The organism is Blautia sp. MSK.20.85 (assembly GCF_013317245.1).
In the GTDB taxonomy this organism is placed as follows: Bacteria; Bacillota; Clostridia; order Lachnospirales; family Lachnospiraceae; genus Blautia_A.
Genome location: NZ_JAAIUN010000017.1, coordinates 43734 through 65593, shown reverse-complemented (window position 1 = coordinate 65593; position 21860 = coordinate 43734). Strand labels below are relative to the sequence as shown.

15 protein-coding genes and 1 riboswitch are annotated in these 21860 nt (G+C 43.7%); all 15 genes read right to left on the bottom strand.

The genetic code is table 11. The features are described from left to right. Positions 1–386 precede the first annotated feature (386 nt). The 15 genes from G5B12_RS10595 to G5B12_RS10525 all read right to left on the bottom strand — a co-directional run bounded on the left by G5B12_RS10595 (position 387) and on the right by G5B12_RS10525 (position 21703). Entirely contained in the window at positions 387–1127 is a 741-nt protein-coding gene (locus tag G5B12_RS10595; RefSeq protein ID WP_021975779.1) for a tRNA1(Val) (adenine(37)-N6)-methyltransferase, read from the bottom strand. After that, entirely contained in the window at positions 1117–2016 is a 900-nt protein-coding gene (locus G5B12_RS10590; protein WP_021975780.1) for a PSP1 domain-containing protein, read from the bottom strand. Before G5B12_RS10590 ends, G5B12_RS10595 begins: the two co-directional genes overlap by 11 nt. A 1-nt stretch (position 2017) precedes the next feature. After that, positions 2018–3007, bottom strand: a complete 990-nt coding sequence (gene holB / locus G5B12_RS10585) for a DNA polymerase III subunit delta' (protein ID WP_174088190.1) — start codon at positions 3005–3007, stop codon at positions 2018–2020. Between the two features lie 101 nt (positions 3008–3108). Continuing rightward, positions 3109–3696 (bottom strand): guanylate kinase, encoded by a 588-nt coding sequence (locus tag G5B12_RS10580; protein ID WP_021975782.1) that lies wholly within the window; start codon positions 3694–3696, stop codon positions 3109–3111. 138 nt (positions 3697–3834) lie between these two features. Continuing rightward, positions 3835–5283, bottom strand: coding sequence for an aminotransferase class I/II-fold pyridoxal phosphate-dependent enzyme (locus G5B12_RS10575; protein WP_174088188.1), 1449 nt, complete (start codon positions 5281–5283; stop codon positions 3835–3837). A 68-nt stretch (positions 5284–5351) separates the two neighbouring features. Next, positions 5352–5888: a Uma2 family endonuclease gene (locus G5B12_RS10570; protein ID WP_118063649.1), complete on the bottom strand. Its 537-nt coding sequence runs from the start codon at positions 5886–5888 to the stop codon at positions 5352–5354. 102 nt (positions 5889–5990) lie between these two features. Beyond that, positions 5991–6680, bottom strand: coding sequence for a response regulator transcription factor (locus G5B12_RS10565; RefSeq protein WP_021975785.1), 690 nt, complete (start codon positions 6678–6680; stop codon positions 5991–5993). Further along, positions 6673–7830 (bottom strand): sensor histidine kinase, encoded by a 1158-nt coding sequence (locus G5B12_RS10560; protein ID WP_021975786.1) that lies wholly within the window; start codon positions 7828–7830, stop codon positions 6673–6675. The genes G5B12_RS10565 and G5B12_RS10560 overlap by 8 nt, the downstream gene beginning before the upstream one ends. A gap of 166 nt (positions 7831–7996) precedes the next feature. Continuing rightward, on the bottom strand, positions 7997–9184 hold the full coding sequence (metK, locus tag G5B12_RS10555; protein ID WP_021975787.1) for a methionine adenosyltransferase: 1188 nt from the start codon (positions 9182–9184) through the stop codon (positions 7997–7999). A gap of 88 nt (positions 9185–9272) precedes the next feature. Then, a riboswitch (SAM riboswitch) is annotated at positions 9273–9373 on the bottom strand. A gap of 240 nt (positions 9374–9613) precedes the next feature. Further along, positions 9614–11203 carry a pilin N-terminal domain-containing protein gene (locus G5B12_RS10550; protein WP_174088186.1) on the bottom strand — a complete coding sequence of 530 codons (1590 nt, stop codon included), beginning with the start codon at positions 11201–11203 and terminating at the stop codon, positions 9614–9616. Beyond that, positions 11187–12095, bottom strand: coding sequence for a class C sortase (locus G5B12_RS10545; protein ID WP_173723269.1), 909 nt, complete (start codon positions 12093–12095; stop codon positions 11187–11189). The genes G5B12_RS10550 and G5B12_RS10545 overlap by 17 nt, the downstream gene beginning before the upstream one ends. Before the next feature lie 3 nt (positions 12096–12098). Next, positions 12099–12959, bottom strand: coding sequence for a class C sortase (locus G5B12_RS10540; RefSeq protein ID WP_244096081.1), 861 nt, complete (start codon positions 12957–12959; stop codon positions 12099–12101). Positions 12960–13094: 135 nt separating this feature from the next. Then, on the bottom strand, positions 13095–14477 hold the full coding sequence (locus G5B12_RS10535; protein WP_174088182.1) for a SpaA isopeptide-forming pilin-related protein: 1383 nt from the start codon (positions 14475–14477) through the stop codon (positions 13095–13097). Positions 14478–14550: 73 nt separating this feature from the next. Beyond that, entirely contained in the window at positions 14551–20316 is a 5766-nt protein-coding gene (locus G5B12_RS10530; RefSeq protein WP_174088180.1) for a SpaA isopeptide-forming pilin-related protein, read from the bottom strand. Positions 20317–20701: 385 nt separating this feature from the next. Next, a complete protein-coding gene (locus G5B12_RS10525; RefSeq protein ID WP_174088179.1) occupies positions 20702–21703 on the bottom strand; it encodes a helix-turn-helix domain-containing protein in 1002 nt (333 codons plus the stop codon). Positions 21704–21860: the final 157 nt, after the last annotated feature.

Below are 21860 nucleotides of genomic sequence, written 5' to 3'. Positions count from 1 at the left end.
CTTCACTTTCTCAGTGATTCACTTCTGGCAAGGTGTCTGTATTCTTCGATACTCAATGCGCTACGCGTTGCGATCTCTCGCTTTGAATCTCAGGCGAGGGGAGGCAGGCTGCTGGTGGTGACGTTAGCGGAGCCCCCGTCAGCGAGGTGAGGATAGCTGCTGCCACCGAGCGCACTGTTTGAGCGAAGCGAGTTTGCGCGAATGGCAGCAAACCGGCGCCGCAGCCGAGCAGGGGGCGCAGCGTGTCACCACCAGCAGCCTGCCTCCCCTCGCCGTCCCTTCACCAACCGAAGTTCCACAGCCACCATCACCTCCCAGCCATCCAGCGCAGCGCCGATGGCCCAAAACCTCCCGAGCAGCCACCCTAAGCCACAACATCACAACATTCACACCATCCGATACAACTCCAAAACATCCTCCGTATAAACCCCAGGCCTCTCATAAACCACCAGCGGCCGTTCAACCTGGATCCTGGAATTCCCGCCCTTACAGGCCTCGATCAACACCATATTCGGCTCCTTATCAATAAAAGGATACACCAGCTGCATCCTCTTAGGCTCTAGCTTATACTTCGTCAAAGTCGCCATCAGCTCCACCAGTCTGAAAGGCCTGTGCACCAGAAAAAACCTCCCCCGGTCCTTCAGAACCCGGGCAGCCTGACAGGCCACATCATCAAAAGTACAAAGAATCTCATGCCTCGCAATCGCCTTGGGAACATGCGGATTCGTTAACCCATGCTGTCCGATCATATACGGCGGATTACACGTCACCACATCAAAAGAAGCCGCCCCAAAAATCCCGGCAGCCTCCTTGATATCACCCTCAACGATCCGAACCCTGTCCTCAAGGCCATTAAACCTCACACTACGGTCAGCCATCTCCGCACACTCATGCTGAATCTCCAACCCCGTAAAATGCTCCCCATCCGTACGGTCAGAAAGCAAAATCGGAATAATTCCCGTGCCAGTCCCCATATCCAGTGCAACCTCACCCTTCTTCACCCGGGCAAAACCAGACAACAGAACCGCATCCATCCCGAAACAGAACTTCTTCGGATCCTGGATCACAAACAACCCATTCTGAAGATCATCCACACGCTCACCGCATTTAACAAGATCACTTCTCATTCGGTTTTGAATCTCCCTTTTTAGCCTCTTTCTCATCGTGGTCAGCAGAACCTGCACCACCCTTACCTTTTTTCTTCTTGGGGCGGAACTTCAGATCACGAACCGGAAACTCCTGGATCTCCTTCTCATCGTTAACATCCACAACAATCTTAACCATCTGACGGAGAACATTCACACTCTGAACTGTACCGGTAATACCCTGCGGTGTAGTCACTATATCACCAATTCCCGGAAGATTCCGGTTCAGTTCCTCATAAGTCTCCTGCTCATTTTTAAGGCAGCACATCAGACGGCCGCAGACACCGGAAATCTTCGTCTGGTTCAGAGAAAGATTCTGCTCTTTCGCCATCTTAATGGAAACCGGTGCAAATTCGGAAAGATACGTATGGCAGCAAAGCGTCCTTCCACAGATACCAATACCACCAAGGATCTTCGTCTCATCACGGACACCGATCTGACGAAGCTCAATCCTTGTCTTAAACACAGACGCCAGATCCTTAACAAGCTGACGGAAATCAATCCGCCCGTCCGCTGTAAAATAAAACAGCACCTTGTTATTATCAAACGTATACTCCGCATCGATCAGCTTCATCTCAAGCCCATGTTCACGGATCTTCTTCTTGCAGATCTTAAAAGCCTCTTTCTCCTTCAGACGGTTCTCAGCCTCATGCTCCTCGTCCTCTTTTGTCGCAACACGGAGAACTTCCTTCAGCGGATGCACCACCTCGTCCTCCTTCACACTGCGCGGCTCCAGAACAACACGGCCATACTCCACACCACGGGCAGTCTCCACGATCACATGATCGCCGACCTTCACCTTATAGTTCTTCGGATTAAAATAATAAATCTTACCAACGTTACGAAATCTAACTCCAACTACCATTTCCATTCTATTTCTCCCTAATTGTCAGGAACAGGAGCTCCAGGGCAAGTTCGAGATTAACATTGGCACGGAGACGCACCTTGGTCTTCCCCAGTGCTTCAAGGATCTTTTCGATATTCTCATAAGAACGCTCGCTGGCCTGCTCTCTGATAAAATTAATCTCCTGTTTAAAAACCAGGTTGTCAATTTCCTTTGTTGCCTTAAACATCAGAACATCGCGGAACCAGAACTGAAAAATATCCAGGTAATCATTGATATTATTCTTATCAGCAGTCAGAGTCTTAATTGCCTCTGTCAGCTCATAAACTTCCATGGAATTGGCATATTTCAAAATCTTCAGTGCATTGGCCGTCATATCCGCAAACTCCTGGGAAGTAGCGGCCTCCTTCGCCTTGCCAATGCTGCCCTGTGCATAAGACGCATCGATCTCAGCCTGATAATCCGGCACCTGAAGATGCTCCATCAGATATTTTTTCACAAGACCATCATCCACTACTTTCAGATCCAGACGCACGCACCTGGAACGGATGGTAGGAAGAAGGCTGTCGATATTGCTGGTCAGCAACAAGATTACCGCATATTCCGGCGGCTCCTCGATTGTTTTCAAAAGGGCATTCTGCGCCTGTACTGTCATCATCTCCGCATCCGGAATGATATAGATCTTATACGGACTGCAGTACGGCTTGATATCCACATCATGGACAACCTGCTCACGCACCTCATCAATACTGATACTGCCAGGTTTCTCATGTGTCACTGTGATAATATCCGGATGATTCTTGCCGATCACCTTCTTACAGGAATCACAGGTCATACACGGTTCAGATTCTCCTGATTCACACTGCAGTGCTGCCGCAAAAGTCCCCGCAAGAAGTTTCTTGCCGGAGCCCGGTTCTCCCGTAAAAATATAAGAGTGGGACACCTTCCCTGTCTCTATCGCATTCTTCAAATGCCTGATTATATCGTCATGGCCGATGATGTCATGAAATCCTGCCATAAGAATCACCTCTTTCTGCCTTTTGTGTCCTCCGTCATACCCGGCGGACATCTTTCATCTAATTATAACATAATCTTCTGTATAAAAAAAACTATTTTTCCCTATTGTACAGATTTTATATAATTTCCAATTTCCTTCACACATTCATCCAGATTATGATTCTGAAAGCGCTTCCATATACCAGCTTTCAAAATATTTTCTTCTGAAAAATCATTCTGGTCCGCCAGAAAACGCCTGCACATCTCCTCATACTTCGGCACTTCCTGAGTTCTCTCACGGGCAAGGGCACGCTCCAGACGCTCCCCGTCCTCCACTTCTATATAAACAGGACGCATCACATCATCCCCATAATACTCCCGAAGTTTCACAAAAGACTCCAGCGTACCGATTCCCAGATAGCTGTCATTTCCCACGGAAACCTGCCCGTCATCCGCTGTAAAATATGTCCACGGACCATAAACCGTCTGATAAGTCCTGGCCTCGATCAGCTTCCCGTTTCTCCGGAACTCCTTCAGTTTATTTTCATCCACAAAAAAATATTCTCTTCCGTTCTCTTCTCCATCACGGATCGGCCGGGTGGTATAGATCACAAGCCGCCTCAGTCCCAGCTCCTGGTCCGCCTCCAGCTGCCTGTAAATACTATCCTTACCGGAAGAACTTTTTCCCATAATGTAAAAAATCTTTCCCACTCTGTCTCCTCTGCTTTCCGCGCATTACTGCTCACACTTCAGCCCAATCCAATATATCCCATAGCCAAAGCGGACAATCCGTTTGCTGCCTTCCCACAGATCAGCAATACACAGAATTTTCACTGTCAGTTATCACTGTCATACATCTCTTGTTTCATTCTTCACAACGCACACAGTCTCACTTGTCTGGTCACTCAGGCCCTGTACCTCAAAGCCCTGTTCCAGGTATCTTCTCACATTTTTTACGAAATGTCCAGAAATCTGTTCCCCCGGAACGATCAGCGGGATTCCCGGAGGATAAAGATATGCAAACTCCCCGGATGTCCGTCCGATACACTCATCCAGCGGACACCGCTCACTCTCCGCATCCATAGCCTGGGAGATCCGCATGACCTGCTTCATTTTTCCGTTTTTCAAAGGCTCCTTCGCCACAGCCTCTTCTCTGTATTTTAACGATTCACGGCGGTCGATCTCTTCAATAGCATCACAAAGCCGCTCAAAGCCCTCCGCCGTATCACCCACAGCCGCCAGCGCCAGCACATAATTCTCCGCCTCCATCTCCATTTCCAGATGAAACTCCCTCCGGAGGATCTGATGCAGCTCCCGGCCGTTCAGCGAACTGTTCACAGTAGAAAGCAATATCTTAGATCTGTCAAAATCAAAAACTCTCTGGCACTCACAGGCCTGCGGCGTTACCAGCCGGATATACTTACACCCGGAAAGACGCCTGCGTGCTTTTTCCAGATTCTCCGTAAACACACGGAACATCTCATCCCCCTCACGCTCCAGCTTATCCATGCACGCATCAATGCTGCTCATAAGAATATAAGAAGGACTGCTGCTCTGATAGATTCCCAGAAAACGCTTCAGTTTTTCCCGGCTCACACGATCACTGCACAGGTGGATCACCCCCGTCTGGGTCAGACAGGGCAGCGTCTTATGCACACTGTTGATCACCACATCCGCACCAAGCTGCGCCGCAGACACCGGAAAATACTCCGAAAACCGAAAATGCGCCCCGTGAGCCTCATCCACGATCAGCGGCACACCATAGTGATGCGCGATCTCCGCGATCCTAGCCACATCCGACACGATCCCGTCATAAGTCGGCGAAGTGATCAGCACCGCCTGGATCTCCGGATTTTCCGCCAGATACATTTCCACGCGGCCGGGTGAAATCCCTCCGTTTATCCCCAATTTCGGATCCTCATGTGGATAAATATACGTGGCACTCAGCTCCCGCAGATAAATTGCATGGTAAACCGCCTTATGGCAATTCCTTGCCACCAGGATCTGACCACCCTTATCTACAGCCGCAGACACCGCCGCCAGAATCGCCCCGGAACTTCCGTTAATACTGTAAAAACTCTCCGGCACACCATAAAGCCGTGCAACATCCTCCTGGGCCCTTTTCAGAATATCCTCTGCATGATGCAGGTTATCGAACCCGTTGATTTCCGTAATATCCCTCTCTACCGGAAAATCTCCATCCACAGCCAGTGGATTTCTCTTATGCCCGGGCATATGAAATGGGTAAAAATCACTTCTGCCGTATGCCTCTAGTTTTTTATATAATCTGTCTTCCATAATTCTCCCTTTCGTCCAGATAATAATAAAGAGGGGCTATCATCAAAACGATATTCCCCTCTGTTTTATCACATCTCAGTAAAGTCAATCCTCAGATCCTCATAAATTCCAACCTTAACCGAATCCTGAAATGTATACTGTTCCGTATCTTCATTCTCAAAATCATATACCATTATCTGATTCTTCGTCGGATCCACGATCCAGTATTCTCTCACACCGGCAGTCCTGTATTTAAACAGCTTCGTGTAGTAGTCCATACGCCTGCTTGAAGGAGAAACGATCTCAATGATCCAGTCCGGAGCTCCTTTACAACCTCTGTCATCCAATTTATCAGAATCACAGATAACGGAAACATCCGGTTCCACGTAAGTATTTGTTTTCTCATCCAGATACACTGCAAACGGTGCAGCAAATACTTCACATTTCCCTTTATTGTCATCTATATAGTTGCCTATTTTTCTGGACAAAATGCTCGAGATCCTCTGATGTCTCGTATTCGGTGGCGACATATAATAAATTTGTCCATCGATCAGTTCCGCTCTTTCGCCCTCCGGCAGAGCATAAATATCCTCTATCGTATAAACTTTTTCTTTCAACAGCGGCATATTTCCACTCCTCTCAAAAACACCTGGTAAAATGTACACCTTTATTTCGCTCTGCATTCATACGCGCATACAGCAGCTCCATCTGAAGATTTCCCGATACACTCACACCTTAAACCGGTATCCCACACCCCAGATTGTCTCAATATACTGAGGCTTGGCCGTATTAAACTCGATCTTCTCACGGATCTTCTTGATATGAACCGTAACCGTGGCGATATCACCCACAGACTCCATATCCCAGATTTCCCGGAAAAGCTCTTCCTTCGTAAATACCCTGTTTGGATTCTCCGCCAGGAAAGTCAGAAGATCAAACTCCTTGGTAGTAAATGTCGTCTCCTCGCCATTGACCCATACACGTCTGGCTGTCTTATCAATCTTAATGCCACGGATCTCGATCACATCATTCTTATGCACATTGGAACCAACCAGACGGTTATAACGCTCCATATGAGCCTTCACACGGGCAACCAGCTCACTTGGGCTGAACGGCTTGGTCATATAATCGTCTGCACCAAGTCCAAGTCCACGGATCTTATCGATGTCATCCTTCTTCGCGGAAACCATGATGATCGGCGTATTTTTCTCCTCACGGACCTGTCGGCAAATATCGAAACCGTCCACCTCCGGAAGCATCAGATCCAGAATGATCAGATCAAAATCCTCCTTCATGGCACGTACAAGACCTGTATCACCACGGTTCTCGATCTCCACTTCAAACCCCGAAAGCTCCAGATAATCCTTCTCAAGATCCGCAATCGCTTCCTCATCCTCTATGATCAAAATTCTACTCATTAATCGGTACCTCCTGATATTTTCTAAGAACAAAATACATGATCGTTCCAATTCCCAGCCTGCTTGTAGCCCAGACCTTTCCTCCATGATCCTCCATGATCTTCTTTACGATGGAAAGTCCGATACCGCTTCCTCCTTTGGAAGAATTTCTGGAAACATCGGTACGGTAAAAACGGTCAAAAATATACGGCAGATCCTTGGCGGCAATTCCTTTACCATTATCCTCGATCTCCACCTGGATAAAATCACCCACATCCTTCACACGAAGCTGGATGATCCCCTTGGGCTTCTCCATATATTTAATGGCATTGCTCACAATATTATGGATCACACGGCGGATCTGCTCTCCATCTGCGATCACCTGGACATCTTTCTCCACATAATTGGCATACACAAGCTCAATTCCCTTGGTTTCCATCTCAAGTCCAAGTTCCTCCGCACAGTCCGAAAAATAATCCTCCACATTCAGCTTGCTGAACGTATACGGAATACGGTTGGTATCGATCTTGGAATAAAACGTCAGCTCATTGATCAGGTGATCCATCTCATTGGTCTTATTATAAATAGTACGCACATACCGGTTCATCTTCTCCGGTGTATCTGCCACACCATCCATAATCCCCTCCACATAACCCTTCACCGCAGTGATCGGTGTCTTCAGGTCATGGGAAATATTACTGATCAGTTCCTTGTTCTCCTTATCCATCAGGATCTTCTCTTCCGTGGACTCCTTCAGCCGTTTACGCATCTCCTCAAAATCCTGGCAAAGCTGGGAAAATTCATCCTTCCCCTCAACCTCCAGCACAAAATCCAGATTACCCTCTTTGATGTTCTGGGTTGCCTTACGAAGCTTCACCAGCGGAACCGCAATACTCCTGTAGATCCAGAGACCTACAGACAGCGCTGTAAAAACAAGAATGATCGTTGCCGTCAGAATCATATCCTTGGCCATCAGCTTCACCTGACTGCTGGAAGACTGCGCCAGAGAAATATCATAGACCATCTCATTGGAATCAGCAGCCTGACTGCTGCTCTCCTGTACATGTTTCACCTGAGTCCGGCTGAAACCGTAAAGACTTGCTGAAAAAAGAAGCAGCGGCAGCAGGATCACTGCGATAAAGCCCACAATAATACGTGTTTTTAACTTCATCTATATCTCCGTCCTTTATTAATCAAGCGGATATTTGCAATCCACATTTACACACGTATTATAACATAAACTATATTACCCATCTCTAAATTTTCTATAAAAAAGCCCCCGGTAGTGCGAATACCGGGGGCTTCAATCTTTGTTCTTTTGGAACTATTATTATCTCTTACAGATATTTCTTCAGAGTCTCAACCTTGTCCAGATGCTCCCATGGAAGGTCAACATCTGTACGGCCAAAGTGACCATAAGCAGCAGTCTGTTTGTAGATCGGACGGCGAAGATCAAGCATCTTGATGATACCAGCCGGACGAAGGTCAAAATTCTCACGAACGATCTCAACAAGCTTGGTCTCAGAAAGCTTACCAGTTCCGAAAGTATTCACACTGACAGATGTCGGATGTGCAACACCGATCGCATAGGAAAGCTGGATCTCACACTTGTCAGCAAGACCTGCTGCAACAATATTCTTAGCAACGTAACGAGCTGCATAAGCTGCAGAACGGTCTACCTTTGTGCAGTCCTTACCGGAGAAAGCACCGCCGCCGTGACGTCCTGTTCCACCGTAGGTATCAACGATGATCTTACGTCCTGTCAGACCACTGTCACCGTGAGGTCCGCCGATAACAAAACGGCCTGTCGGGTTGATGAAATATTTGGTATCCGCGTCAACCATATCAGCCGGGATGATCGCATCAAAAACATATTTCTTAATGTCCTCATGGATCTGCTCCTGAGTCACATCCGGATCATGCTGTGTAGAGCATACAACCGCATCGATTCTCTTCGGCTTTCCAGCCTCATCATACTCAACAGTAACCTGTGTCTTACCATCCGGTCTTAAGTATTTCAGAGTACCATCTTTACGAACCTTTGTGAGCTGCTGAGCAAGCTTATGAGCCATGTTGATGGCATAAGGCATATACTCCTCAGTCTCGTTGGAAGCATAACCAAACTGAAGACCCTGGTCACCGGCACCGATGGAATCCAGCTCATCCTCGTTCATGTTATCCTCTTTCTGCTCAAGCGCCTTGTCAACACCCATAGCGATATCTGTGGACTGTTTGTCAAGAGCTGTGATAACTGCGCAGGTATCTGCATCAAAACCATAATCTGCATTGTCATATCCGATCTCGCGGATCGTATCACGAACGATCTTCTGGATATCAACATTTGCCTTTGTTGTGATCTCACCCATAACAAGTACAAGACCTGTAGTAGTAGCTGTCTCGCATGCAACACGGCTCATTGGGTCCTGTGCCATCATAGCGTCAAGGATCGCGTCAGAAATAGAGTCGCAGACTTTGTCAGGATGTCCTTCAGTTACAGATTCAGAAGTAAATAAAATTTTCTCCATGTTTTTCTCCTTTTGTACTTATACAACGGTTATAAATCACATAAAAAACAGCCCGTACAATCGGACTGTTTAAATTCTGTAAACAATCCTCTTATTGTTCGATTGCTCGCTCAGGTTGGCACCTTCCTGGATTTCCGGGGTTGCCGTGGCTTCTCAGATCCTTTGTATCTCCACCACTCTGAATAAAAGGCTATCTTTTATGAAATTACTGCAACACATACAATATACTTCTCCTTACCAAATGTCAAGAAATTTTTTATGTAAAACTCTCTTTTGATAAAAAAAAGACAATATTCCCATTCCCTGTTGTTTATCTCTCATCCGCCGTTACAGTAAAAATATTCGTAAAACGGTTCTCCATATCCAGCGAAAGACCAGACATCTCTGTCTGGCCTTTCTGATGATCATTCTTTACAATGATTCATTTTATTATTTTTTCTTTTTTCTTTTTACTGCAAAACCTGCTGCACCGCCAACTACGATCGCTGCTGCAAGGATGCCAACCCATACACCGATCGGTGTATTATCGCCGGTCTTTACAGAAGTACGTCCTGTTGTTCCGCCTCCATCATTATTGGTTGATGTAGAACCTCCAGGTACTGGTGTACTTGTTCTCTCAGAAGGTGTTACTGTTGGCTGTCCGCTCGGTACCGGTGTATTCGTTACCGTCGGCTCCGGTGTTGTATTCTTACTGTTAGTGATATCCATGGAGTTTTCATAACTCTCACTTTCGTTCAGAATGATATCACCTTCACCGTCGATCTCATATGCGAAAGAATCATGATCAACCGGATTTCCATCCTTATCAGTCTCCATAACTGTATAGGTAACTGACTCAGGTTCTGTATTCTCCGGGAAAGAAACCTCTATATCGACAGAACCGTTCTGATTCAGTTCTCTGATCGTACCCTCAACAAGATTCAGAGAGTCATCTGCTCCTGTCTCAAATACAGCTGCATAGAAAGTATCCGGTACCGTTGTCTTCTGTCCGTCAACAAGAACCTTCTTATTGATCGTAATATGTCCTTTCAACGCAAATCCAGTCGGAATGAAAGAATAATAGTTATTTACATATGATACCGATTCTGTAGAACCATTCTGGCTGATCTCTGCCTCATTGGTCGCATTTTCATTGGAATCAGTTACATCATAGTAATAGGACTTTCCTTCATCTATAATGATCGAATCATTAATAGTCATCGGATCGCCATTCTCGTCCAGCTCAAATACATAATATTTTCCATCTGGTACATTTGCCCAGGTAGCCGTTCCGCTGCTTGCTTTTACAAGGCGGATATCTTTCATGTAGTCACTTCTGAACGGGATTGTTCCCTTATCATCCAGGAAAAGACCAACTTTATAGGTTGCATCATCTGCTTCCATTTCGATAACATCGAAAGTATCCTGATTAATATAGTACAGTCGTTTTGTAACCTGGATCTTTGTTTCCTTATCACCATCACGGGTTATCGTCTTCGGATATGCCTGCACATTATAAGTCCAGCCAGTACCTTCCTCTACAAAAGGAACCGTCAGTACCATCGGTGAAACAGATACATTCGGGTCATCCGGATTGCTCTGCACGATCAGATATACACCCTCAGCCATATTGCTGTAGACGATCTTTCCGTTTGCGTCTGACTGCATCTCGCTTCCGCTAAGTCCGGCCTTCTTCACTGCCGCGGAAAGCGTATCTGCTGTTTTATACCACTCATCTGCTGTTTTCAGATTTTCAAAATCAATTCCCGTAAACTGCAGTGCGCTGTCAACCACAAAATGCACATTCCTGTCAAACGTCACACTTCCCACTTTATAAAGGGTCAGATTCACGTTAGGAATCGGTTTCACGGTTCCGTCCTCTCCGGTCTCCTGGATCGTCAGATTGATATTTCCGGTTTTCCCGGCTACATAATCATCTGCAAAAACTGCCTGCGCCATACTGCCGATCAGCATCACAGCCATTACCAGGATTGCCAGAAAGCTGCTTAAAAAATTTTTCCGCTTAGTTCTCTTTTCCACTTTTTTCCGCCTCCTCTTTTTCTCCTGATACCCGCTTCTTTCCACTGCGGCGGACGATCAAATAAACCAGCAGTATCAAGATAACAAGCACGATGCCTCCCGCAGCCAGAACCTTCTTCGGATCTGTTTTTGCAAGCTTCTGCGGAATTGTCTCATTACTTTCTTCTTCCTCCACATACTCTGTACGGCTTCCCCGCACAAGAAGTCTGTGTGTATTTACTCCGTAAGGAGTACAGGTTACAAGAGTCACCAGATCCTCGCCCTCCACGATATCCAGCTCGCTGGTCTCTTCCGGAAGAACCGTTTTGATCTGATCTACTTTATATGCCAGATTCTTTCCCAGAATGTGCAGGATAAAAATATCTCCGATCTCCATCTGGTCAAGATCTGTAAAAAGCTTTGCATTGGGAAGTCCACGGTGTGCCGCCAGCACGGCATGTGTGCTCTCGCCTCCAATCGGAAGACTGGTGCCCTCCACATGGCCCACACCTTTTTCCAGAACGTTTTTACTCAGTCCGTGATAGATTGCCAGCTTCGCCTGGATCTTCGGAATCTCAATACTTCCCATCAATCCATCGCCATTCGGATCCAGAACCTCATCATAAGGATGGGTCGGTTCATAATCCTCCTCATCGTCAAAAGCATCTACAATCGCATTTACCGTATGCTCCGCATTGTACTCTTCTGCTTCTTTCCAAAGCTTCTCATAATTATCATCAGAAAGTCCTGTGACTGCCTGATCATAATCACTGATCAGCTGCGCGTTTCTGTACTGGTTCCACATATCACTGATCGTAGGATAAAGAAAAATTCCTGCCCCTGCCAAAAAAGCTACTGCAATAAAAACATTCAGGACGACATTGCTCTTTTTCTTTTTTTTCTTTTTAGCCATAAATTATTTCCTGCGTCGTTTTTTGTTCTGAACAAAATTGACAACTGCTACCAGCACACCTGCGATCGCAAAACCGATCACAACACAAAGGATCAGCATCGGAAGTGTCGGATTAGAAACTCCGGTAGCTTTCTTCTCTGTCTTCTGCGCTTCTTTCGCAGCTTTTACAGTTGTTCTGTGTCCTCTTACAAGGATTCTGTGCGTGTTTACCGCATATGGTGTACACGTAACAAGTGTCACATAATCCTTACCTTCTGTGATTGCCAGCGAATCGGTCTCCTCCGGAAGAACCGTCTGGATCTGATCCACCTCATAAGCAAGCGTCTTATCCAGGATATGCAGATAAAAAACATCTCCCTTTTCCACAAGGTTCAGATCTGTAAAAAGCTTCGCGCTGGGAAGCCCTCTGTGCGCGGAAAGAATCGCGTGTGTACTTTCTCCGCCAACCGGAAGACTGCTGCCGAACAAATGTCCCGCGCCCTTCTCCAGTGTTTCATCTGTTGTGTAATGATAGATCGGGATCTTTACATCGATCACAGGGATCTCTATATATCCCATCATTCCATCACCATTCAGATTCAAAAGAGATTCATATGTACTGTCCGTCTCTCCATCCCTTACGGAAAAAGCATCCGGTACACTTTCCTGTTTGATCTGCTCGTTATATTTCTCTGCTGCCTTCCACATGCTGTCAAGTTCCTCCGAATTATTATTCGAAGAAACACTGCTGCTATATTTACTGATCAGAAGATTATCCCTGTGCTTATTCCAGGCATCGCTGATCATTGGATACAGCAGTATGGACAATCCTATCAGAAACAGCAACCCAAGTCCAATATAATTTTTCTTTTTATTCTTTCTCATAGGTTTCTCCATACTGTTGTATTACCAGTCCCGGCCTCCGAAGAGGCCGGGCGGTAACTGATTTACTTAATGATTACTTTGGTTCTGTTGTTTATAAATATTTTGAAAAAACTTGACCAATCGATCTGTGAAGGATTACTCCTCAGATCCTCTTCTGCGGCTCATGAAGAATGCGCCAGCAGCACCAGCCATAACTACAACACCGATGATAGTGAAGAGGTATGTTCCCATTCCACCTGTGGATGGAAGAGATCCAAGCTTGGTATCATTCATACTAGTTGTCTGTGTAAGAACGCCACTTGCAATTCCATTATCGTCCTCAGCAACTTCCAGTGTTGCACTAACGTCAGTTGTATTTACAGAATATCCCTGTGGTGCTGTAACCTCTTTAAATATATATGTTCCAACATCAAGTCCCTGTACTTTAACCTTACCATTTGCATCTGTTACAACTTCTGTCACAGCACCTTCAGTATTAGCTGGAACATATTTATATACGCCATCAGAAAGTTTTACAAATGTTAATGCATCTGCTGCACCATCTTTTCTTACTTCAAATCCTGCGTTTGCAAGTGTAACATTGTTCTCACCATATTTTGTTAATGTGATGTTACCTTCATAAGTTTTACTTTCTTTGCTTCCATACTCATTACCATCTTTATGTCCGGCTGTTGCTGTATTGGTGATGGTGTCATTTTCTGATGTAACTTTTACCTGATAAGTAATTATTACCTGTTCTCCAGCATGGCTGTTTGCATCATTAATCATGGCACTTAAATTAACGCTGAATTTATTATTTTCGCTATCAAAGCTAATTGGATAAGACTTTGTTACATCCACTCCATTTAATGTGATTGTTGCCTGGTCTGTATTTACATATTCAGCACCTGTCAGTTCATCATATGCCCAGAAAGATTTATCTTCATCTGTAGGATTGATGTATGGTACATTTGTGCTTACTGTGTAAGTAAGGACATCTCCTGTTTTTGTTACATTGTCAGTATCAAGAACTTTCTTGGTTACCTGAATAGGTGTTTTCTTTGCGTTTACAATTGCATTTGTTAAATTCGGAGCTTCACCAAATCCAACATATGCAGACATAATATTATAGGTATATCCTACTTCTGTTGCCTTTACTAAGTACACACCTGCTTCACTGACTGTCTGTGGATTACTCATCTCTACAAAAGAAACTTTTCCTGCTGCTAATGCCTGAGCTTTTCCTAATTTCTCAGCATCCGTATTTGCAATTAATTTCTCAATTGCTGCCTGTGCATCATCATCAGCCACTCCATATGCCTCAATATATGCATTTTTCACATCATCATTTACAAAAGCCCAACCTGTTCTCGTTGTCTGATCTGCTCTAATAACCTGTGCATAAGTTAAAGTTGCATTGTCGGCATTATTCACTGTAATTGTCGCAGTAGGTCCATCCGCGAACGCGGTAGATGCCATTGCCAGCACCATAATTGCTGCGATCAGTATTGCACTGACTTTCTTAAATAAATTCTTCATGTTTCTGCTCCTTTCTTTCTATGCATTTTTTTCTTTTTCATTTCCCCTCGTATTGCCATTTACAATTAATGTGTTACGATCTTTCTGCTTCTTCCTCCCTTCGTTTATTATTTATAAACAACAGGAGTGCAGTTGCAAGAATCGCTACACCACTGATTGTAAATCCATAGATTCCTGGGCCACCGGCACTTGGTAAGGAATAAAGTTTCGTATTTGTAATCTTGTAGATTGTTATTTTACCTTCAACGATACTACCAACTGATTCATCCTTACTGTCTGTAACTGTTACCGTTCCGCCATTTCCAACTGTAATTTTCCATGGTTCTGTCGGACAAATATAACCGGTTGCTGCTTCGATTTCATATAACAGATATTTACCAACCGGAAGATTCTGCAGTTTGAATTTTCCATTATCTCCGGAAGTGATTGAATCATAGCCTTCAACAGGAGTGTCAGAAACTTTGTTCCAGGTTGTTTCGTCTGCTTTGTATAAAGCAAACTTGGCACCTTTTATCTTTGTTTCATCAACCTTATCAACCTTTTCGAACTCCACATCTGCTACAGATTTCTCATTCGTAAACTTAGCTACTCCAATTCTTCCGTTTGTTGTATCTGTATTTCCATCTTTCAGAACTTCTTTACCATCTTTATCTGTTCCGATGTTAAATGTAATCTCTTTCGCCTGACTTATATTAGAACGACAATTTGTCTCAGTGCCAACGGTTGCTTCTTTCAGAGTATAACTGGAGTTTACATTCTCAGTAACCGTGTATTCACCTCTCTCTAAGTTCGTCAATGCTGGTGTCTCTGTGTCAACTTTTGATGTCGTATCTTTTTCAGTAGTAAATGTTACTGTTGCCTCAGTAGCACCTTTCTCAACGATAGCCGTTGCTGTTGCAATTTTGACGTTGTCTTTCTTAATATCAAAGGTAAATGTTTCATCCTTTTCTGCTTCAGATTCAAGAGTTTTTGTGATCTGAATCTGACCAGGAATAATGTTTATGGTATAAATACCATACCATCTCTTCTCCTGATCATTCTTATCCGTATCCTGCGAATTATAAGCTGTCAGCTTACCGGAACCATTGTCACCGGAAATCTTTCCATTTGTGTTTTTTGTACATTTATCACTTGAAGTAACTGATTTTAAATCATTATTTAATTTATTATAAGTTACTTTCAAATAATATCTTTTTGAATCAGGAGCTGGTTTGTCATTTCCCATCTCCTCTACAGAAATTTTCTCCGTACAAGCTTCATCTTTATACCATTCTAATGTGAAGTCATCCTGACTAATTGTTTCTCCATCAGCTCCCTTTGTGTAGGTCACTAATTTCTTTGTACCATCCAACTGTTTCACATATCCCTGTGGTGCTGACGTATCAAACAATTTATTTAAAATCTCTGCACTCGTCGGAACTTTGTCTCCGTAGAAGATCGTTGTTTCATTGTTGTTAACTATCAGGTCTGATTTTACATTGACTCTCGGCTGTGGTAACTCTACATCTCCATATCCGGTAGAAATCTTAGAAGCAGGTGATACGTTAGTCGTGACATTGTTTCCACCAATATACTCGTCTTTAGCTCTTACCGTAATTGTCTGTGACCACGGCTTACCATTTGCTACGTTATGAATTGTTTGCTGGCTCCATGTTACAACCTGATTACCATTCTCATCCAGTGATACAACACCACCATTTGCTAATGTAATAGCACCTTTTTCAAGATCCTCATTTGTAATTACTTTGTCATTATTGACAATTTCGAATCTCGGATCAATTACATCTGTGATCGTTGCATTTGTGATATCAATGTTATCCGTAATTGTTTCTTGTATCTTCTGGAATATAATTCCGATATTGCTTGCATCAGAAGCAGTAAATGCATGATCTTCATCTGTAGCAAGATCTTTCATCCATTCGATATTATTTTTATTAGATCCCGGTACAGTTTCACTTTGTGCAGTCAACGCAACCGTAAAGATTGTTGCATCCTTCTTTAAGCTAGTTATTGCTGTTTCCGTCTCTGATGTATCACTCGACTCTGATGGAGCTCCATCTGTAAACAGAATAATATACTTAGATAAGTTATCATCCTTTACACTGTTTAACTGAATCTTTGTTTTCTCAAGCCCTTTTTGTGGTGATGTTCCTCCATCTGCTGTAATCTTACTTACAGCTTTTATCATTGAAGATGGTGAACTTCCTACCTTTGTAATTTCTTGTATTTCATTTCCGCGCGTTGCAGTATAATAATAACTGTATCTGTATCCATCGAATGTAGTTATACCGATTTTACTGTTAGGTGATTTCGATGCAGTATCCTTAATAAAAGCAATTGCAGCTTCTTTTAAGGCTGTGATCCTGGAATTCCATGTATATACCATTCTATTAGAATTATTAGACAATGTTTGCCATGAACTTCCATTATAATACTGCCATTTCCCATCAACATAAATCATAGGATTGGAATAATATGTATTTCTGGAAGCACTAGCTGTGTTTGCATTTGTATTATAGTAATATACTTTTGTTTTATCCAAGCTTTGTTCTACTGAGTTAAAGTAACCAAATTCTCGAAGACTTCCATCCCCATTCATAGAACCAGACATGTCAAATACCATCATGATGTCGGCTACGCTCTCTCGCTCTATGATTGAACTGCTTGTTGATTTAGAAGAAGCTGTGATATTAATATTGTATGTTCTCTTGTCCCAGTCTGCTACTGTTGCAGTCTTGTCATAATCCATACTGAAATCAATAATCGCTTCTCTTTTCTGATTAGAAATCTGATTATTTTCTACAACATTTCCTTCACTATCCTTCAGCGTTGTGGTAACATTATCACCATTTTTTGTTACCTCAACTTTCCACTTCTCGTTCGACAAAACATATCCTTCCGGTGCCTGGATCTCCTTCAGGTAATAAGTACCTGCTCGAAGTCTGTCAAACGTTACGGTTCCGGTTTTCCCAACAGATGTAGCTGTTTCAAGCTGTGTAGTACAATCTTCATCTGTATAAAGAGCAAAACTTGCTCCGCTCAGTCCGGTACCGTCTTTATTCACCTTGTTAAATGTCAGTGTTCCAAGCGCGTCTGTTGTGACCTGTGAAATTCTGGCATTTGGAATGGTGAAGTTCATATAACAGTTGGAAGCACCTGCACCTCGCTCCATATAAAGGATCGTTAAGGTATGCTCTGCCTTTTTCTGTTCATCTGTCAGCTGGGTTTTGTCCTGATTTGTATTTAACAAATACTTCCACAGATCTACAGTAGAAGTAGCTGCGTTATGGATTCCACCAAGATCAATAACTACCTGTTTTCCATCCAGAACGACCCACATATCATCATCACCGGTAAAACTATAACTTAATGGTCCTATATAATCACCAAGTTTGAATTTAATATCATAGCGCATACCAAAATAGTAATTGTGGATTTTATTATCCTCGGGAAGGGGACTATCTTGCTTTCTGGTATAAGCTTTTTCATAACTTGATCGAACAGAATCCAACGGGAAGAAATCCTCTCCGGATTTACCAGTTCTGTTTAAGTTATACTGTTCCGTTACATTTGTACCATTTCCGTCTGTTACGCCGGTTAATGTATAAGTATCTCCGCTTCTGTCAAAATTCAGCGTATAATCCCTGTAGACTTTTCTCAAATAATTATCCGTTGAATTTCCGGCCAATAGATCGGAATTTGTGAAAAAGCCCGGATCCGGATAATTAAATTCAACATTTCCGTCTGCATCCAGACCTTTCAGCAGTTCTTTAATGACAGCGGCACTTCCTGTCCATGTGTTAACGCTAAGACTGTCTTTCAACCAATTATATTGGTACTCCGAGTAGTTTTGTTTTGCCTCACCCATGGTCAGCTTAGTATTGCTGTCTTTGTTCTTACCGTAATTACTTGGTTGGTTGATGGAATAGTTCGATCCAGCTTTTACCGTATAATCATAAAATGTCGGCGCACCGGCGAAATTTACAGTTACCGGTTCATAATATACTTTAACAATAGCATCCTGTGCCACATTAAACTCACCCGGCTTAACTGTAGATGTTCCGTTGTCAGTAACCAATTCCACTTTTGAAATATCCCAGTTCTCAGCTTTCTTGCAATCTACCTTCTGACCGATTGTAAGTGTCCGAACATCATCCGCATAAATCTTGCTTGCCGGATTCGTCGTTCCGTCATAATGCTCTATTGTAACATTAATCTTACCATTACGCTTGTTATCTACGATTACATAAGTAGAAAAATGTGTAGTCTCAAACTCAACATTTCCATTCTTATCAACGTTTCCATCCATGTTTTCAATATTGTTCTCATCGTCTACATGGTATACGTCTGCGTCGTTGATCTTTTTCTCATTGTTGAGCGTTACCGCTACCTTTACCGAATTACCCGGCTGAACTTCTTCTCCATCTACCAGGAATTTGATATCGTACGAATAAAGCTTTTCAATGGCTTTCTGTTCTTTGATGGCTTTTTCTGTGATCTGAGCTTCCGCTTCCTGTGTAAGTTCTACCGGTGTTACGGAAAGCTCTGCATTATCCGGAAGATCTGCCGGATCCGTAAGTGTGACTTTAACATTCACTTCGTCACTCTTGTAATCGTATCTGGTAATCTCAGGCTGAGGTTCCTCTTCCTGAATATCCTCCGCAGGCTCCTGCTCACTGTCATCAACCACCTGCGCCATGTCACTTCTTATGTAGCCTTCCACATCTTCATAGGAAACCTTGTACCAGGTTGTTCCATCTTCTGCGGTAACCGTTTCCAGAACGGTAAGTCTTGTTCCTGCCGGTATGGTTGTTGCTACATCTGCTTCTGTGGATGGGCTTACCCGAAGATTAACATCTTCTCCAATCACTTCCACGATCACCGGCTGTGCTGCCGGTTCCGGTGTGATCGTCGCATCTGTATTTCCGTCATCCGGATCTGTAAGGTCATCTGCCGGTGCTTCTGTAACAGTCGGCTCAACCGCCGGTGCTTCCGTAACAGTAGGATCTGCTGCCGGAGTCTCGGTCGGTGTTACTTCCGGATCAGAAGTTCCATCACCATCTGTGAAATCTCCATCCGCTGCAGGCTCCTCAGCCTCAACGGAAATCTCATCCTCAGCATCCTGCACTTCCGGAGCATCCCACATCACTGCAAAAACTGCTGCATTGGAAGTCTGCACCTGAAGAGTCTGAAGCTGTTTGCTCTCATTCACATTCAGAACCTTTAATTCTTCATTTGGCTGTAAGGTAGTAACCTCTGTTTCACCTGTGTTGCTGTTATAATGAAGCTTCTCTGCCGTTACGCTGGTGCTGGCTGCATCGGTAAGTTCCGGTGCTGCCGGTGTCTTATACTCAATCGTAACATTAACTCTGCCATTCGGCTCAACTCTGTTTCCGTCAGCATCTGCAAAATACACATCATACGCAACAAAACCCTTCAGGCTGCTGCCCTTATCTTCTGCTGCTTTCGCAAGTTTCTGAGATACCGTATCATAAGAAACGGAAGAATTCTCATTCACACTTTCAGCTCTTAATGTTGTATTCTGTGGAAGAGCTCCCTCTTCCTGCGCTTCTGCTGTTACTTTCATAGAATCGTTTTCATATGTAAGCGTAGATTGTTGCTGCGCCTGTTCTCCCTGGTCTGCGCTGCTTACATCCGGTGTCGCTTCTTCGGCCGCTGATCCGGAGACAGATTCACCATCTGTAAAATCCTCCGTTCCATCTCCAAATGTCTCACTTGCGGAGATCGTGTATGCACTTGGCACACAAGATACCATCAACGCCAAAGCCACCATAAATGCCAGGATTTTTTTGATCTTATCTTTCTTCAATCTTTTCATACCTTTCCCGCTTTCCTATGTGTGCATTAACGTGTACTATAATTTTTATTATCTTATTTTTGTTTATATTCCTCTTTTAAAAAGCTTCAAGTTTTTTAACTGGTAATGAAAGCAGTTTAGCCTTACCAACATTTTATATATATGCGTTTCAAGTGTCAATATGAAAACCATTTTTGGCACTCATATGTACATTTTTAGTATCCAAACGTACATTTTAGGCACTCAGAAAAAAAACTTCTTTGCTTCTTCCCCTTTCTTATATAGTTATTTTTGTCTTTTGTTGATAATTTTCAATCAATATATATATGTATTTGCGTTATTTATTATACAGCATAGACAGTTACCATGTAAGGCCCATTCCAACGCAAAAAAGTGCCCCATAATACTATTTCAGCATATAATTCTTCAGTTCATCCCGCTTCTTTACATTCAATTTACTGAAAATATCCGTAAGATAATGCTTTACTGTATTTACAGAAATTCCAAGATGTGCAGAAATCTCTTTATTCGTCCATCCCTCACCTGCAAGCATGGCAATGGAAAATTCCATCGTCGAAAGTTCATTCGTTACTTTCTTTTTCGTTTCATTATTATGTATCACCATCCAGCCTCTGCTGAAAAAAAGGACTCCATCTGTAATCTTCCGGTATCCATCCGGATCATTCTTCCGGATACACGCCTCAACCAGCCCGCGCAAAAGACCATGGTGTTCAATAAAAGGCTCAATGAAATTATCCATTTTGGCAAGATTCCATCCCTTCATAAATTCAGACTGCGATTCCTGCATATCCTTCCTGTTGATCCGACACATCGCCATCATACACCGGATGTAGATCATACTGATCGGATAAACGTCATTCGTCATAAGCAATGCAGCCTTACACATTCCATAAGCACTCCAGTACTCCCCGTTCAGATACATCTGATGCGCCATCACATAAACCGCAAACAACCGCAACCCCTCCGGAAGCATCCCGCAATACCCCTCCAGAGACGGAATCCTCTCTGTAGGAAGATGCAAAAGAACAACACCAGCATACCCGGCCAAAACACAAACCGCCTGAACCTCCTTCGAAGCCCCTTCACGTTTCACCAGCTTCATACACTTCTGAATCCCCTCCAGACCACGCCGCGCCGCAGCCGAATTACCAAGAGAAAGATTCGAATAGCCATAAAGTATACACGCAGAAAGCCGCAGCTCTATCGCCTCATCCTCAAGATAAGACTCCGCAATCTCACAACATTCCTTCGCCCTGCCCGAAAAATAAAAAAGCTCAGCCCTGGCAATATTCCTGAAATCGCTATCTTCAAACCGCTCCACAACCTCCACAGCCGTCTCAGGTTTAAAAGCAGAATTCAAAAGTGGCAACACCGTATATTCACTCATACCTCAATCATCTCCTGTGATCAAATCATTACACCCTTGCAAACTCAGAATCCATATCCTCAAGTCCAGTTCAAAGCCCCAAATTCATCCTGTATTTACATAAATTATAATCCAAAACCCCACAAAAATAAATTCAAACTTTTCGCAAAAAATCCCC

What these genes read in the sequence shown, in the direction of transcription:
- G5B12_RS10530 (WP_174088180.1), bottom strand. Translation starts at nt 20,316, where the DNA reads ATGAAAAGATTGAAGAAAGATAAGATCAAAAAAATCCTGGCATTTATG.
- G5B12_RS10560 (WP_021975786.1), bottom strand. Translation starts at nt 7,830, where the DNA reads ATGAAGTTAAAAACACGTATTATTGTGGGCTTTATCGCAGTGATCCTG.
- G5B12_RS10535 (WP_174088182.1), bottom strand. Translation starts at nt 14,477, where the DNA reads ATGAAGAATTTATTTAAGAAAGTCAGTGCAATACTGATCGCAGCAATT.
- G5B12_RS10595 (WP_021975779.1), bottom strand. Translation starts at nt 1,127, where the DNA reads ATGAGAAGTGATCTTGTTAAATGCGGTGAGCGTGTGGATGATCTTCAG.
- G5B12_RS10590 (WP_021975780.1), bottom strand. Translation starts at nt 2,016, where the DNA reads ATGGAAATGGTAGTTGGAGTTAGATTTCGTAACGTTGGTAAGATTTAT.
- G5B12_RS10545 (WP_173723269.1), bottom strand. Translation starts at nt 12,095, where the DNA reads ATGGCTAAAAAGAAAAAAAAGAAAAAGAGCAATGTCGTCCTGAATGTT.
- metK (WP_021975787.1), bottom strand. Translation starts at nt 9,184, where the DNA reads ATGGAGAAAATTTTATTTACTTCTGAATCTGTAACTGAAGGACATCCT.
- holB (WP_174088190.1), bottom strand. Translation starts at nt 3,007, where the DNA reads ATGGCAGGATTTCATGACATCATCGGCCATGACGATATAATCAGGCAT.
- G5B12_RS10570 (WP_118063649.1), bottom strand. Translation starts at nt 5,888, where the DNA reads ATGCCGCTGTTGAAAGAAAAAGTTTATACGATAGAGGATATTTATGCT.
- G5B12_RS10540 (WP_244096081.1), bottom strand. Translation starts at nt 12,959, where the DNA reads ATGAGAAAGAATAAAAAGAAAAATTATATTGGACTTGGGTTGCTGTTT.
- G5B12_RS10525 (WP_174088179.1), bottom strand. Translation starts at nt 21,703, where the DNA reads ATGAGTGAATATACGGTGTTGCCACTTTTGAATTCTGCTTTTAAACCT.
- G5B12_RS10575 (WP_174088188.1), bottom strand. Translation starts at nt 5,283, where the DNA reads ATGGAAGACAGATTATATAAAAAACTAGAGGCATACGGCAGAAGTGAT.
- G5B12_RS10565 (WP_021975785.1), bottom strand. Translation starts at nt 6,680, where the DNA reads ATGAGTAGAATTTTGATCATAGAGGATGAGGAAGCGATTGCGGATCTT.